The 15711-nt window shown below is 65.7% G+C and carries 12 protein-coding genes and 1 riboswitch; of the genes, 8 read left to right on the plus strand and 4 right to left on the minus strand.

What is annotated here, in order from left to right; translation table 11 throughout:
• Window positions 1-761: 761 nt before the first annotated feature.
• The 6 genes from AC3A4H_RS17790 (at window position 762) to AC3A4H_RS17815 (ending at window position 7482) form a co-directional block, all read left to right on the plus strand.
• Complete coding sequence (locus AC3A4H_RS17790; RefSeq protein WP_487767898.1) at window positions 762-3941, plus strand: helicase-related protein; 3180 nt, start codon at window positions 762-764, stop codon at window positions 3939-3941.
• A 12-nt stretch (window positions 3942-3953) separates the two neighbouring features.
• Window positions 3954-4337: an RNA-binding S4 domain-containing protein gene (locus AC3A4H_RS17795; protein ID WP_487767899.1), complete on the plus strand. Its 384-nt coding sequence runs from the start codon at window positions 3954-3956 to the stop codon at window positions 4335-4337.
• A 146-nt stretch (window positions 4338-4483) separates the two neighbouring features.
• Window positions 4484-4822 (plus strand): ferredoxin FdxA, encoded by a 339-nt coding sequence (gene fdxA / locus AC3A4H_RS17800; protein ID WP_348778923.1) that lies wholly within the window; start codon window positions 4484-4486, stop codon window positions 4820-4822.
• A 370-nt stretch (window positions 4823-5192) separates the two neighbouring features.
• On the plus strand, window positions 5193-5777 hold the full coding sequence (locus AC3A4H_RS17805) for a CarD family transcriptional regulator (protein WP_348778924.1): 585 nt from the start codon (window positions 5193-5195) through the stop codon (window positions 5775-5777).
• A 204-nt stretch (window positions 5778-5981) separates the two neighbouring features.
• The gene (locus AC3A4H_RS17810) at window positions 5982-6173 is read left to right on the plus strand and encodes a DUF6494 family protein (protein ID WP_487767900.1); all 192 of its coding nucleotides are present in this window, start codon (window positions 5982-5984) and stop codon (window positions 6171-6173) included.
• Window positions 6174-6621: 448 nt separating this feature from the next.
• Entirely contained in the window at window positions 6622-7482 is an 861-nt protein-coding gene (locus AC3A4H_RS17815) for an RNA polymerase factor sigma-32 (RefSeq protein ID WP_487767901.1), read from the plus strand.
• A 51-nt stretch (window positions 7483-7533) separates the two neighbouring features.
• Here the strand turns inward: AC3A4H_RS17815 and AC3A4H_RS17820 are convergent, their stop codons facing one another.
• From AC3A4H_RS17820 to thiB, 4 genes are all read right to left on the minus strand, one after another.
• Window positions 7534-8976 carry a M48 family metalloprotease gene (locus AC3A4H_RS17820; protein ID WP_487767902.1) on the minus strand — a complete coding sequence of 481 codons (1443 nt, stop codon included), beginning with the start codon at window positions 8974-8976 and terminating at the stop codon, window positions 7534-7536.
• 216 nt (window positions 8977-9192) lie between these two features.
• Entirely contained in the window at window positions 9193-9936 is a 744-nt protein-coding gene (gene thiQ, locus AC3A4H_RS17825) for a thiamine ABC transporter ATP-binding protein (protein ID WP_487767903.1), read from the minus strand.
• Entirely contained in the window at window positions 9933-11600 is a 1668-nt protein-coding gene (thiP, locus tag AC3A4H_RS17830) for a thiamine/thiamine pyrophosphate ABC transporter permease (RefSeq protein ID WP_487768102.1), read from the minus strand. The genes thiQ and thiP overlap by 4 nt, the downstream gene beginning before the upstream one ends.
• 299 nt (window positions 11601-11899) lie before the next feature.
• Window positions 11900-12901, minus strand: a complete 1002-nt coding sequence (thiB, locus tag AC3A4H_RS17835; protein ID WP_487767904.1) for a thiamine ABC transporter substrate binding subunit — start codon at window positions 12899-12901, stop codon at window positions 11900-11902.
• Window positions 12902-12947: 46 nt separating this feature from the next.
• Window positions 12948-13071: riboswitch (TPP riboswitch) on the minus strand.
• Window positions 13072-13182: 111 nt separating this feature from the next.
• Here thiB and AC3A4H_RS17840 point away from each other — a divergent pair.
• Window positions 13183-13827, plus strand: coding sequence for a thiamine diphosphokinase (locus AC3A4H_RS17840; RefSeq protein ID WP_487767905.1), 645 nt, complete (start codon window positions 13183-13185; stop codon window positions 13825-13827).
• A gap of 7 nt (window positions 13828-13834) precedes the next feature.
• Window positions 13835-15649, plus strand: a complete 1815-nt coding sequence (locus AC3A4H_RS17845; RefSeq protein WP_487767906.1) for an ABC-F family ATP-binding cassette domain-containing protein — start codon at window positions 13835-13837, stop codon at window positions 15647-15649.
• Window positions 15650-15711: the final 62 nt, after the last annotated feature.

Raw genomic sequence — 15711 nt, forward strand, 5'->3', positions numbered from 1 at the left:
AACATGTTGCGGTGAACAAACCGGGAAGCCCGCCGTAGCAGCGATTCGTCGCTGGTTCGTTCTCGTTTCAGGCGCAATGTTAACGGGCCATCCTGCCGGCAAGCTCGCGCCCGTCACAGATTCTTAATCTTGGTTGGCGATTGCTTAAGTGGCGGCTCAGCCTCAGCGGCGATCTCGCCTCCCGGCAGCAAAAGGTTAACGCTGGCGGCAAAAAGGTGAGGATTTCCGCCCCTCGCCCCGCCGCCATTTGGGTCGTCATCCCTGTCAAGGCACAGCATGTGGTGGTGAACAAAGAGGGAAAGCTGGCCGAACAGCGATTCGTCGCCGATTCGTTCCTCCTTTGGACGGAAGGTTAACGTGCGTATCGGTCGGGTCACCCTTCCGGGCAGGAAATGCGACTTTATTCAATGGCTTATCCCTTTCGGTCGCCTCGGGTGGCGAAGCGACAGACCTGTCGGGGGGAATCCGGAGTGCGCAGGATTATAAGAGATTCAGCATATGGGGCTGTCGATTGCCGGCCGGGCTATATCTAGCCGTGAACAAAAGCTGAATCAGTTGGAGTCAGCGATTCGTCGCCGATTCGTTCCAGAGTCGTTCCCGGCCGTTATTCCGCCGAATATTAGGGCTTTCGTTTCTCCTGCCGAACCCCTATCTGTCGGGAAGAGCGACCCGATCATGAGTCCACGCCTGCATAGAGCCGACTGGCCCGCCGCGCCGGGTCTCCGCGAACTGCCGAGCCAGAAAAGGCCGCCTAATTCCTGATGAACGTCCACCCTAAACAGTCTGACCCGCTCGTCCTGACCGGGCGCGACGTGACCGCCGTTCTCGGGCCGACCAACACCGGCAAGACCCATCTGGCGATCGAGCGCATGGTGGCGCATGAGAGCGGCGTCATCGGCCTGCCGCTCAGGCTTCTGGCCCGTGAGGTCTACACCCGCGTCTGCGAAAAGGTTGGCGCGCACAATGTGGCGCTGGTTACCGGCGAAGAAAAGATCATGCCGCCGAGCGCCCGCTATTCGGTCTGCACGGTGGAGGCCATGCCGCGCGAGACCAATGCCGCCTTCGTCGCCATCGACGAGGTGCAGCTTGCCGGCGATCTCGAGCGCGGCCACATCTTCACCGACCGCATCCTGCATCTGCGCGGCCGGCAGGAGACGCTGCTTTTGGGTGCCGCCACCATGCGCGGCATTCTGGAAAGGCTGCTGCGGGGCATTTCGGTGGTCACGCGGCCGCGGCTTTCCCATCTGGCCTATGCCGGCTCCAAGAAGCTCACGCGGCTGCCGCGCCGTTCGGCCATCGTCGCCTTCTCGGCCGACGAGGTCTATGCCATCGCCGAGCTCATCCGCCGCCAGCGGGGCGGAGCCGCCGTGGTGCTGGGCGCGCTTTCGCCCCGCACGCGCAACGCGCAGGTGGCGCTCTACCAGTCGGGCGACGTCGACTATCTGGTGGCAACCGACGCCATCGGCATGGGCCTCAACCTCGACGTCGACCATGTCGCCTTCGCCCAGAACCGCAAGTTCGACGGCTTCCAGTTCCGCGACCTCAATCCCGCGGAATTGGGCCAGATCGCCGGGCGTGCCGGCCGGCACATGCGCGACGGCACCTTCGGCGTCACCGGCCAGGTCGATCCCTTCCCGGAGGAGCTGATCGAGAAGATCGAGGCGCATGATTTCGATCCGGTGAAGGTGCTGCAATGGCGCACCGCCCGGTTCGATTTCGCCAGCATCGATGCCCTGAAGCGCTCCATCGACACCGTTGCCCCCGTAGAAGGGCTGACACGCGCCTTGCCGGCGGTCGATGCGCAGGCGCTGGAACAGCTGTCGCGCGATCCCGACATCACCCGGCGCGCTGGCAGCCGCGATCGCGTCGCGCTGTTGTGGGATGTCTGTGCGCTGCCCGACTACCGCCGCATCGCGCCGGCCCAGCATGCCGATCTTGTCGCCTCCATCTTTTTCGACCTCGCCGACCGCGGCCATGTCGACGAGAATTACATGGCCGAACAGGTGCGCCGTGCCGACAGCACCGACGGCGACATCGACACGCTTTCGCACCGTATTGCCCAGATCCGCACTTGGACCTATGTGTCAAACCGGCCTGGCTGGTTGGCTGATCCGCTACATTGGCAGGAAAAGACGCGGGAAATCGAAGACAGATTGTCGGATGCACTGCATGAACGGTTGACGAAACGCTTTGTAGACCGCAGGACTTCGGTCCTTATGCGCCGCCTTAGAGAAAACACCATGCTAGAAGCCGAAATCAGCTCAACCGGAACCGTCCTCGTCGAAGGCCATCACGTCGGGGAACTGCAAGGGTTCCGCTTCACCGCCGACCAGAGCGCTGGCGGCGAAGACGGCAAGGCCATCAGGGCGGCCGCGCAGAAGGCGCTGGGCGTCGAGTTCGAGGCGCGCGCGGAACGCTTCGCGGCCTGCGCCAATGGCGACCTCGCGCTCGGCTCGGACGGCACGCTGCGCTGGATCGGCGCGCCCATCGGCACGCTGGTGGCGACCGAGGATGCGCTGCGCCCGCGCGTCATCCTGCTGGCCGACGAGCAGCTCACAGGCCCCGCACGCGACAAGGTGGCAGCGCGCGCCGAGCGCTTCGTGAATTTCCAGATCGACACCGCGCTGAAGCCGCTCCTCGACCTGCGCGGCGCCGATCAGCTCACCGGCATCGCGCGTGGCATCGCCTTCCAGCTGGTCGAGAATTTCGGCCTGCTCAACCGGCGCGACATTGCCGAGGAAATGAAGTCGCTCGACCAGGAAGGCCGCGCCAGCCTGCGCCGCCTGGGCGTGCGCTTCGGCGCCTATCATGTCTTCGTCCCGACGCTGCTGAAGCCCGGCCCGGCCGGACTGATCACGCTTCTGTGGGCGCTGAAGAACGACGGCAAGGACACGCCCGGCTTTGGCGACGTGGTGCACGCGCTGGCGGCCGGCCGCACCTCCGTGGTGGTCGACCCGGCGTTCGACAAGACCTTCTACAAGCTCGCCGGCTTCCGCATGCTGGGCCGCCGCGCCGTGCGCGTCGACATCCTTGAGAGGCTGGCGGACCTCATTCGCCCGGCACTGGCCTGGAAGGCGGGCACCGGCGCGCGCCCCGAAGGCGCTTATGATGGCAGCACCTTCCTGGTCACGCCGGCTATGATGTCCATTCTCGGCGCCACCGCCGACGATATGGAAGAAATCCTGAAGGGGCTCGGCTACCGCGCCGATGCCAAGCCGGCTGTCGAAGTCAAGGCGCGGCTGGAAGCGCTGGACGAAGCGGCGCGCCAGGCCGCCGCCGAAGCCGCGGCAAAGGCTGCAGCCGAGCAGGCGCCGGCAGCCATCGAGGGCGAGCCCGTCGAGGCCGAAGCGGCTGTTGCGGAAGCCGCCGTGGAAGCTACGGCAGAGACCGCTGTGGAAGCTCCGGCAGAAGCTCAGGAGCCTGCTGCTGCCGAGGAAGCGCCGGCTGCTGTAGAAGCCGCCGTGGAAGTTTCGACAGAAGCCGAGAAAGCGGCTGCTGCCGAGGAGACCACTTCCGAGGAGGCAACTCCTGCCGCTGCCGCTGCGACGGCTACCGAAGCCGCGGAAGAGCCCAAGCCGGTTCTTCTGTGGCGTCCGGCCCGTTTCGAGCAGCGCCCGCGCCACCGCCAGGACAATCGCCGGCGCGGCGGCCACGCCGATGCACAGGGCGCGCCGGGACAGCGCCAGCAGCAGCGCGGCGACGGCCAGGGCCGCGAGCAGGGCGGCAAGGAGCGGTTCGAGCGCAAGTTCAAGGGCAAGCCAGGCGGCAAGCCCAACGGCGATGGCGGACGTCCCGACCGGCGCGAGGAGCGCGGCGGCAAGGGCGGCTCGCAGGGCAAGCCCGCGTTCCAGGCCAGGGCTCGCGACGAGCGCCCCGCCCGCATCGACCCGGACTCGCCCTTCGCCAAGCTCGCCGCCTTGCGCGACCAACTCAAGAAGTAGGCGCCGGGGCCGATGCCTGCCGAAGGTCGTCAGCGCATCGACAAATGGCTGTTCTTCTCGCGTGCGATAAAGTCGCGCTCGCTGGCGGCCAAGCTCGCCCAGATGGGGCGCGTGCGCATCAATGGCGAGAAGACCAGCCAGGCTGCCGATTCCGTCAAGCCAGGCGACGTGCTGACGATCACGCTCGACCGGCGCATCCTAGTCTACAAGGTCTTGCTGCCCGGCAGCCGGCGCGGCCCGGCCGAGGAGGCGCGGCTGCTTTACGAGGATCTTTCGCCCGCGCCGGCACCGAAGGACCCCGCGCTTCCGGATGCGTTGGTGCCGGTGCGCGACGCTGGCAGCGGGCGCCCGACCAAGCGCGAGCGGCGCCAGATCGACAAGCTGCACGAGCGCTGAGGCCTGACGATTTCGCCGATCGCAGGCGCGTGGAACGTCATTCCAAAACCACCGCGTTCTGCGACATGGCCGCCCTTGCAAGACCTTCGCAAAGCGGTTACCTGACCCCATATAACAGGAGTGGGCCAGAGTCCCGGAGCAGCAGCATGACCTATGTCGTGACCGACAATTGCATCAAGTGCAAATACATGGACTGCGTTGAAGTCTGTCCGGTCGACTGCTTCTATGAAGGCGATAACATGCTCGTCATTCACCCCGACGAGTGCATCGACTGCGGCGTGTGCGAGCCCGAATGCCCGGCCGAAGCGATCAAGCCGGACACCGAGCCCGGACTCGAAAAGTGGCTCGAGATCAACACCGAATACGCCTCGAAGTGGCCGAACATCACCTCCAAGAAGGAGGCTCCGGCAGACGCCAAGGAGTTCGACGGCATGCCGGGCAAGTTCGAGAAGTTTTTCTCGCCGGAGCCCGGCCAGGGCGACTGATTGCCCTTGAGGGCGCTTGCCGCCTGGCGGGCGCGCCCTAGTTTCGAATGCAGTCTGATTGCCCCGCTCCGGCGGGGCCGCGCTGGCACGCGCGGCAAAACCTTGATTCTTTCAACTATTTGTAGTAAGAAGGGGTTGATCATGCCGCTGACACGCTGTCGATTTATGGCGCAACGCCCTAATCACTGAAAGGTGAACACAACTTCGGACCAAGGCGACTTGGGCTGGGACAAACGCATTGCCCGTTTGCCGGCCTCTGGCTTTACCGGAGGGGTGTTTGTCGTCTTGCGGTATCCGCTTTTCGGCCAATTCGGCCGTCCAACAGGTATGTCGGCGTTCCAGCCGGCGTCATAAAAGGAGTTCAGGGCGTATGGGAACCGCAACCGCGCAGAAGAAATCCGCAGGCCGTCATGGCTTCAAGACGGGCGAGTACATCGTCTACCCGGCGCATGGCGTCGGCCAGATCATGGCGATCGACGAGCAGGAAGTCGCGGGCCACAAGCTGGAGCTCTTCGTCATCGACTTCCAGAAGGACAAGATGCGCCTGAAGGTGCCGGTTGCCAAGGCGACCTCCATCGGCATGCGCAAGCTGTCGGAGACGGACTATGTCGAGCGCGCGCTGAAGGTTCTGCAGGGCCGTGCCCGCGTCAAGCGCACCATGTGGTCGCGCCGCGCGCAGGAATATGACGCCAAGATCAATTCGGGCGACCTCATCTCCATCTCGGAAGTTGTGCGCGACCTCTACCGCGCCGAAAACCAGCCGGAGCAGTCCTATTCCGAGCGCCAGCTCTACGAGGCCGCGCTTGACCGCATGGCCCGCGAAATCGCCGCCGTCAACCGCGTCTCGGAAACCGAGGCGGTGCGCATGATCGAGACCAACCTTGCCAAGGGCCCCAAGCGCGGGTCCAAGGCCGAGGCCGACAACGAGGAAGCCGAGCAGGAAGAGGCGGCATAAGCCGCGAAGGCTCGCGCTTCGGCGACATGAAAAAGACCCGGCGGAAACGCCGGGTTTTTTGTTGTGCCTGTGGCGGCGCGCATCGGATCACTCGAAAGCCAAACCAACCAGAGCCGGCGGCGCAAGTTCGGCGGTCCAGACAACCCTTGCCCCTTTGCCGCCTCGGCTTAAAATCCCTCCATCTGCAAGTTGAGGAGGCCTGCCATGGACGAAGATGTGCTGAACATGTCGATCCGCAAGTTTCTCAAGCAGGTCGGCGTCACCTCGCAGCGGGCGATCGAGGCGGTGGTGCGCGACGGCAAGGTCACCGGCGAGCGCCTGCACGTGCGCATGACGCTTACGGCCGAAGGCACGGACCTCAACCACGTTGTGGAAGGCGACATCCGGTTGTCCTGATCCCGTTCAAAATGAGCGGGGCCACGAGGCCTAATCATCGACATTACATAGTCCCGGCCCACCGAGGCATCGGCGTTGCGGAGGCGCATATTCTGCTCTTCGTCGGCAATGGTCGTGAGGGATGGCGGTTTATGCCGCCGTCGCCGGGTAGGTGGCGGGGCGATAGCGGCCACCTGGAAGAGGAAGTCGGAGGGTCGCACGCCGTTTCCGGTCATCGCGCGCCTCGCCATTTTCCACCGACACCTGATCCGAAGGAGCCCGTTTTCGCGGAGGCAACGGGTGCTGCCGACGCCCTCCATCAGGCCGGCGCGCATTGACGCAGGCTATGGAACATTCGTTCGAGATTCACGTTGCAAGGCTTGTAGGGCGGTTCGAGACGGCTGCGACCCTTGCTTGAAGGCACCGGATTACCGCGACCTGGAATTGCGCCAGAGTTTGGGAGCGCAGCATGACCGAAGACAAAGCAAGGCGAACCATGATCCGGGCCGCGATGAAGGCGCCGTATCTCGAGCGCGGCGAGGAGCAGGAGCTCGCCGTCCGTTGGAAGGAGCATCACGACCAGGCCGCGATGCACCGCATCACCACGGCGCATATGCGCCTTGTCATCTCGATGGCGGCGAAATTCCGCTATTTCGGCCTGCCGATGGGCGACCTGATCCAGGAAGGCCATGTCGGGCTTCTGGAAGCGGCTGCGCGCTTCGAGCCCGGCCGCGACGTCCGCTTCTCGACCTATGCGACTTGGTGGATACGCGCCTCCATGCAGGACTATATCCTCAAGAACTGGTCCATCGTGCGCGGTGGCACCAGCTCGGCCCAGAAGGCGTTGTTCTTCAACCTGCGCCGCCTGCGGGCGCGCCTGGCGCGCGGCCAGGATGGCCAGTCCAGCACCGCGCTCTACAAGGAGATTTCCACCGCGCTCGGCGTGTCTGAAGCCGATGTGGCGATGATGGATGCTCGTCTGTCGGGTCCGGACACATCGCTCAACGCGCCGCTGACGGACGATCGCGGCGGCTCCGCCGACCGTATGGACTTTCTGGTGTCTGACGACCCGCTTCCCGACGAGGTGGTTGGCGAGGCGATCGATGTCGAGCGCCGTTCCGACTGGCTGAAGAAGGCGCTAGGCGTGCTCAACGAGCGCGAGCTGCGCATCATCGAGGAACGCCGCCTGCAGGACGAGGGCGCCACGCTGGAGGCGCTGGGCGAGACGCTGGGCATCTCCAAGGAGCGCGTGCGCCAGATCGAGAGTCGCGCTCTGGAAAAGCTGAAGACGGCTTTGGTCAAGGAAAGCCCGGCCTTCCTGTCTGCCTGAGGCACAGCAATCGAGTTTCGCAACCCAAATGAGGCCTCCCGGAAGGGGGCCTTATTTGTCAGTGACGATCTTGACCTTGTCGCCGGCGGAAACGGTCGCACCGGGCGCAAGCCCGTTCAGTACCCGGAACAGGTCGAGCTTGCGCTCGACGCCGACCATGCCGGCGGCAAGGGTTCCGATGGTCTGGCCGGGCTGAACGGTCACGATGCGGATGCGCAGCGGCTTCAGCGCCGCTTTCTCGGCGGCCGTCAGAACCCGGAAACTGCTGCTTACGGTCTGCGACACGGAAGCCAGCGACGTGCTTGCCAGCGGGGCGGCGGTCAGCAGTCGATAGACCTGCTCGCCGGCGCGAATGACGGTGATGCCGAACTGCCAGCCGTCGGCACGCGCGGTGGCCGTGGCCGCCTCGTTGCCGTTGATCGTCTCGGCTCGCACGCTGGCGGCATCCAGCCCGGCCACCCAGCCGCTGCGCAGATAGTCGGTAAGCGGCATCCGGCTGTCGATCGCCACGCCGTCGAAGCGGATTGCCATGTCGCCGGGGCCGGTGGCCGTGACGGCCGCTGCCGAATTGTCGATGACGAAGCCGGCCGGCACCGAGAACGAGATGCCCAGGCGCGGATGCAGGAAGGTGGTGCCACGCACATAGCCTTCCTCCGGCGTGTCGCCATAGAGCATGCCATCTATGCCGGCCAGGAAGGAATCGCGGTCACGCAGTCCGACGCCGTCGGGGCCGACGATGCGCGCATGGCGCTGGGCCAGCTCGACGCGCTGCGGCGTGTTAGGGTGGCTTGCCAGGAAGTCGAGGCTCGGATCGGTCGCGCCGGTGACCGAGCGAAAGTCGCTGTAGGCACCCATGGACTGCAGGAAGCGCCCGGCCGCATAGGGGTCGAAGCCGGCCTGGCCGCTGGCCTTGATGCCGATGGCATCGGCCTCGAGTTCCTGGTTGCGCGAGAACTGGGCAAGCCGGAGCTTGCCGCGAATCAGCGCCGCCTTGGCCGTGGGGCTTTCGCCAAGAACGTCCGTCACCACCTTGGTGGCCAGCACCTCCTCGGCTTCCTTCTGCTGGCGCTGGATGCCGTGGTTGGCGGTCACATGGCCCATCTCATGGGCGATGACGGCGCCGAGCTCGGCCGAATCGTTGGCGAGCGCCAGCAGGCCGCGCGTGACATAGAGATAGCCGCCCGGCAGCGCGAAGGCGTTGACGTTGGGCGAATTGAGAATGGTGATGCGATAGGCTTGGGTCGGGTTGCCCGAAACGGTGGTCAGGTTGCCCACAACCTTGGCGACCATGCGCTCCAGCTTCGGGTCCGAATATTCGCCGCCATAGGTGGCCAGGATGCGCGGATGCTGGCTCCTGGCCAGTTCGGCCATGCGGTCGTTGCGCGAGACATTGTCGACCGTGACGGGATTGTTGGAAGGCTGGAAGCCCGACTCCTTCAGCTCGCTGTTTATCGCCTGGCACCCGGACACCAGCGCCAGCACGGCCACAGCCATACGCGCGCGCAGGCGCGAGCCTGTGGGCGAAAACGTCCATCCGGCGGAGATCAGGCGGGTCGACAGGGAACAGTTCCTTTCGTCGGGCGGGGCAGCAAAGCATCGCAGGCTAACTCAGGACGTAGCCACACTCCTCCTGACAAAACAAGAATCCGGACCGGCCCCTACGGTTCATCTGAATAAAAATTGTGTCCGCTTCCGGGCAACTTCCCGGATTCACGCCACATTGCCGCCCGTTCCGATGTAGTCGCGGAAGGCCCTGGGCCCGCTTTCGTTGAAGAACTCGGCCGCCGTGCCGGCTGCAGCCACGCTTCCCCGCTCGAGAAACAGCAGGTTTCCGCCGATTCGCCTGGCGTCCTCGGGCTGGTGTGTCACGAAGACAACAGTCATGCGCCGTTCCGCATGGACGGACATGACAAGGTCGACCATGTCCTCGCGCAGGGCCGGGCCAAGCGAGGCGAAGGGTTCGTCGAGCAGCAGCACCGGCCGGTCGCGCACAAGCACCCTGGCCAGTGCCACGCGCTGGCGCTCGCCGCCGGAGAGTTCGCGCGGCAGCCGCTTCTCCTTGCCGGCAAGTCCGGTCCGGGCAAGCGCATCAGAAACCGCCGCGCGATCGGCTTCGGTCAGGCGCAGCGCCGGCGAGCGGCCGAGCCCGACATTCTGCTCGACGCTCAGATGCGCGAAGAGGTTGTTTTCCTGGAACACCATCGACACCGGACGGCCCGAGGGCGGGGCGTTGGTGACATCCACGCCGCCCATCAGCACGCGGCCGGATTCCGGCGTTTCGAAGCCGGCGATCAAATTGAGGAAGGTCGACTTGCCGGCGCCGCTGGGGCCCATCACCGAGGTGATGGAGCCGGCCTCGATCGTCGCGTCGAAGCGCATGCGCATGTCCTCATAGGTGAAGGCTACCTCATCCAGCCTGATGTCGAGGCCTCCTGTGCGGGCAGGCGAGGTCATGGCCTGGTTTCCTTTCCAAGGCGGTCGGCCAGCGCCATCAAGGCCAGGCAGATGAGGCCGAGCAGCAGGGCGAGGCCGGCGGCGTCGGCGGTGCGGTAGCTGCCCATGCGGGCAAGCAGCAGGTAAGGCAGGGTCTGCACCTGGTCGCTGCCGAACAGTGCGATGACGCCGAGGTCGCCGAGCGACAGCGCCATGGCGAAGGCAAAGGCGGTGGAGAGCGGGCGGCGCAGGACGGGCCATTCGATCAGGCGCAGGCGGTTCCAGCCGCGGATGCCGAGCTGGGCGCACAGGCGCTCGTGCCGCTCGCTGGCGGCGTCGTGGGCCGGGCGGATGGCGCGCAGCGCAAACGGCATCGCCATCACGGCATTGACCGTCACCACCATCACCGGCGCAAGCGCAAAGACATCGCCGGCGTGGCGAAGGAGCACGAACCAGCCAGCGCCGATGACGATGGGCGGCACCACCAGCACGAAGCCGGCGCCGGTGTCGGTCGCCCGCTCCAGCAGGCTGCGCTCGTCCTTTCCCGTGCGCTGCAGGGCCAGAGCCCGCCGTGCAATGGTCAGCGCCGAGGCCAGCGTCACGCACAGCAGCGCCGAAAGGCCGGCGAGCACAAGGCTGGTGGCCGCCGCCCGGCGAACCGTCGTTTCGCCCACCAGCCGCGCGAGGTCGGCTTCCAGTCCGGACAGCACGGTCGCCAGCATCGGCCCGGCGATGAAGGCGAGTGCCACGGCAATCAGCACGACGTCGAATGCGGTCTCGCCACGGCTTGCAGGAATGTAGCGGCGCGCAGCCACGGAAAGATTGGCGTCCCCGGTTACATTGGCGCCCAGCCGCGCCAGCGCCACCACCACGGCCATGGTGAGCAGGATCTGCAGGGCGGTCAGCGCCACGGCGCGGGCCGGGTCGAAATCGAAGCGCAGCGACTGGTAGATAGCCACCTCCAGCGTGGAGGCGCGCGGGCCCCCGCCCAGCGTCAGCACGATGGTGAAGGAGGTGATGCAGAGCATGAAGACGAGGCCGGCCACGCCCGGCAGGCTGGCGCGCAGCGCCGGCCACTCGATCAGCCGGAAGCCGGCGCGCGCGCCCATGCCAAGCTGGCTCGCCAGCCGCCACTGGTCGGCGGGCACGGTGTTGAGTGCCTCCAGGAAAAGACGGGTCGCCAGCGGCAGGTTGAAGAACATATGCGCGATCAGGATGCCCGAGAGGCCATATATGCCCGGCCAGTCCCCGCCTGAGATCTGGGCCAGCGGGCCGGCGAAATAACCGGCGCGGCCATAGAGCGCGAGTACGCCGAGCGCTGCGACGATTGCCGGCAGCGCCAGCGGCACTGCAAACAGCCTGAGGATCAGGCCACGGCCGGGAAATTCCGGATGCCGCGACAGGGCGCGGGCGACGAAAAGCGCCGGCACCACGGAAAGCAAGGTCGACAGCATCGCCTGCCACAGGGTGAAGCGGGCGACACGGAACAGATAACCGTCGAAGGCGGCAAACGCGCCCGACAGGTCTTCGACGCCCTCGAGCACCAACCCCGCAAAGGCGCCGCCGATGAGCACGGCAATGGCAGCCAGCGCGACAACGCCGGCCACGATGCGCCCATCCCTCCCCCTTGAGGGGAGGGGCCGGCCGCAGGCCGGGGGTGGGGTCGTTGCGGCCGTGCTCGACATCGAATTGGGCATCATACACCCGCCCTCTTCTCTGCTCCGTATTCGAAGTCAGGTCCGCCGAGGCATGGATCCCCGTAACCCTTCGCCCCTTCGGGGCTCCGGGCACGAGGATGACGGGGGGACATTAGGCCATCCGAAACATCGACGATGGTCGGTTCGCGCCGACAGAAAAGAAGGCTCGTCATTCTCGTGTCCTGAGCCATGAGCCGGGAGCGAAGCGATCGGCGAAGCGGCGAAGGATCACGGGAATCCATGCCTCTCCATCTCCCCACCGCCACGCCTCGACCGTTTCTATTGCCCTACTCGCTCATCACGCCCAGCCACTCGTCCACCCATGCCTTGCGGTTGGCGGCGACTTCGTCGGAACCGATGGCAAGCGTCTTGGCCGGCTTGACGAGCTTGTCGAAGGCGGGGTCGAGCGGCTTGTCGGTCTTGCCGGCCGGGAACATCCAGTTGGTCTCGGGGATGGCGTCCTGGAAGCCGGGGCCGGTCATGAATTCCATGAATTTCTTGGCTAGTGGGTTCTTCTCGCCGGTCACGGTGGTGGCCGCCACTTCCACCTGCAGGTAGTGGCCTTCCTCGAAGCTTGCGGCCTGGTACTTGTCGGTCTTCTCCGCCACCATGTGATAGGCGGGCGAGGTGGTGTAGGACAGCACCATTGGCGCCTCGCCCTTGGTGAACAGGCCGTAGGATCCGCTCCAGCCCGGCGTCACCGTCAGCACGCGCTTCTTCAGCTTGGCCCAGGCTTCCGGCGCCTGGTCGCCATAGACCGCCTTGACCCAGAGCAGCAGGCCGAGCCCCGGCGTGGAAGTGCGCGGGTCCTGGATGGCGATCTTCTCGGCCGGGTCTCCGTCCACCAGTTCCTTCAGGCTCTTGGGCGGGTTCTTCAGCGTCTCGGTGCTGTAGATGACGGCGAAGTAGCCGTAGTCGAAGGGCACGAAGGTGTCGTCGCTCCAGCCGCCCGGAACGTTCACCTGGGCAAGGTCGATGCCCGAGGGCGCGAACAGGCCGGTCGCCTTGGCTTCTGCCGTCAGGTTGGTGTCGAGGCCGAGCACGATATCGGCCTTGGTCGAGCTCCCCTCGAGCTTGACGCGGTTGAGCAGTGCGACGCCATCCGCCACCGAGACGAAATCGACTTCGCAGCCGCATTCGGCTTCAAAAGCCTTCTTCACCTGCGGGCCGGGGCCCCATTCGGAGGTGAAGCTTTCATAGGTGTAAACGGTCAGCTTGTCGGCGGTCAGCGCCGGCAGGGCGGCCGTAACGGCCAGGGTCGAGACAAATGAGAAAAGCAGCGTGCGCATCGGCGCCTCCTTCATCCAAAAAATTGAAAGGGAATTGAGGCGTCGGGCGTCCGATGCATCTAATCCCTCCGCCGGTACAAACCGGATCAGGTTCAGCGGGTTGGCCAGGTTTCCCCCTTGCCTCTCAGCCGAATCGCGGAAAATTGCGTTCGGCACCCCGTTAGAGCGTCACGAGACATAGGCCGAAGCGTCCGGGCACGCAAGGCCACGCCTCCTTACTGCCTAAAGACGCGAAACCCGGCCTTCCGTTCCAAGGGCCGCGCGTGATAGAGCGGGCCACCATGAGCCGATTTTTCATCCTGCTCGGCGGCGAGCTTGTTCACACGCCGCGCATTGCCGCCCAGGCGGCGGGAAGTCGCATCATCGCAGCCGATTCCGGCATCCGCCATGCCGAGATGCTTGGCGTGACTCCGGAACTCTGGGTCGGCGACTTCGATTCCGTTCGTGCCGATCTCACCGAACGCTATGTGGGGGTGCCCCGCCGCGTGTTCCCGTCCGAAAAGGCCATGACCGACGGCGAACTGGCGGTGGCCGCCGCGCTTGAAGCGGGGGCCACCTCGCTGGTGCTTGCCGGCGCTTTCGGCGGGCCGCGCTCGGACCACGGCTTCCTGCACCTGGCGCTGGCCATGCGGCTGGCCGAGGCCGGCACAACAGTGCTGCTCACCAGCGGCGCGCAGGAGGGGCACCCGCTTTTGCCCGGAACCACCAGTTTCGACTATGCCGACGGGACGCTGTTTTCGATCCTGGCCTTTTCCGACCTTTCGGGGCTCAGCGAGGCCGGCGCGAAGTGGCCTCTCGACCGTGTCGAGGTGCCGTTCGGCTCCTCGCTCACCCTTTCCAACGAGGTGAAGGGCAGTTTGCGCATCTCGCTCGAACGCGGCCGCGCAATGCTTCTCGCTCACCCCAGTCCCCTACCGGAACACTGAACACGACATGGCGCCTCCGCTTCTCAATCTCGACGGCATCAAACTGACCTTCGGCGGCACCCCGCTGCTCGACGGGGCGGCGCTCTCGGCCTCCGCCGGCGACCGCATCGCGCTGGTCGGCCGCAACGGCTCCGGCAAGTCGACGCTGCTGAAGATCGCGGGCGGCATGGTCGAGCCGCAGGACGGCGAGGTATTCCGCCAGCCCTCGGCCACCATCCGCTACCTGCCGCAGATGCCGGACATGGACGGCTTTGCCACCGTGCGCGCCTATGTCGAGGCCGGCCTCGGTCCGGCCGACGATCCCTACCGCGCCACCTATCTGCTCGAACATCTCGGGCTGACCGGAGACGAGCGTCCGGACGATCTTTCCGGCGGCGAGGCGCGCCGCGCAGCACTTGCGCGCGTCATGGCGCCTGAGCCGGACATCCTGCTGCTGGACGAGCCGACCAACCATCTCGACCTGAAAACCATCGAATGGCTGGAAGACGAGCTTGTCCGCTCCTCCTCGGCGCTGATCGTGATCTCGCACGATCGCCGCTTCCTGGAGCGTGTCTCCAAGGCCACCGTCTGGCTCGATCGCGGCCAGACGAAGCGGCTAGAGAAGGGTTTTGCTCATTTCGAGGAATGGCGCGACACGATCCTGGAGGAAGAAGAGCGCGAGCAGCACAAGCTCGGCCGCCAGATCGTGCGCGAGGAGCACTGGCTGCGCTATGGCGTCACCGCGCGGCGCAAGCGCAACATGCGTCGGCTGGGCGAGCTGCAGGACATGCGCCAGCGCTTTCGCAATCATCGCGGCGCGGAAGGCACGGCCACCATGGTGGCCAGCGATGCGACCGAGTCCGGCAAGCTGGTCATCGAGGCCAAGAACATCTCCAAGAGCTTCGGCGAGCTGACGGTCGTGAAGGATTTTTCTACGCGCATTCAGCGCGGCGACCGCATCGGCCTGGTGGGCCCCAACGGCGCCGGCAAGACGACGCTGCTTAAGATGCTGACCGGCGAGCTTGCGCCCGACACCGGCACGGTGCGGCTGGGCACCAATCTGGAAATCGCCACGCTGGACCAGAAGCGCGAAGCGGTCGACCCGCAGGAGACGCTGGCGCATTATCTCACCGATGGCCGCGGCGAAAGCCTCGTCATCAATGGCGAGCAGCGTCACGTCGTCTCCTACATGAAGGACTTCCTGTTCAAGCCCGAGCAGTCGCGCACGCCGGTGCGGGAGCTTTCGGGCGGCGAGCGGGCGCGGCTGCTGCTGGCGCGGGTGCTGGCGCGGCCGGCCAACCTTCTGGTCCTCGACGAGCCGACCAACGACCTCGACATGGAAACGCTGGAACTGCTGCAGGAACTCGTGGCGGGCTTTCCCGGCACCGTCATCCTCGTCAGCCACGACCGCGACTTCCTCGACCGCACCGTCACGAGCGTGATCGCGCCGGAAGGTGACGGGCGCTGGCTGGAATATGCCGGCGGCTATTCCGACATGCTGGCCCAGCGCGGCGGCACGCGGCTGAACGACCGCCGTGACGCCCGCAAGCAGTCGGCTGAAGCGCCGCGAGCGGAAGCCGCGCCTGCCGCGCCGAAGGCACCCGCGAAGAAGCTGTCGTTCAAGCAGAAATTCGCGCTGGAAAACCTGCCCTCGAAGATGGCGGCCGTGTCTGCCTCCATCGCCGAGCTGGAAAACCACATCGCCGACCCGGCCTTCTACGAGCGCGACCCGAAGGGTTTCCAGAAAACCATCGCCGCCCTCGACAAGGAGCGTGCCACGTTGGTGGCCATGGAGGAGGAGTGGCTGGAACTGGAAATGCTGCGCGAGGAACTGGAGGGGTGAGACATGTCCGACCGCAGGCCGGCGAAAAGCCAACGATTTGGCTTTTCGAATGCCGAACGCCC

It is taken from the genome of Pseudaminobacter sp. Soil_N_29, assembly GCF_057656055.1.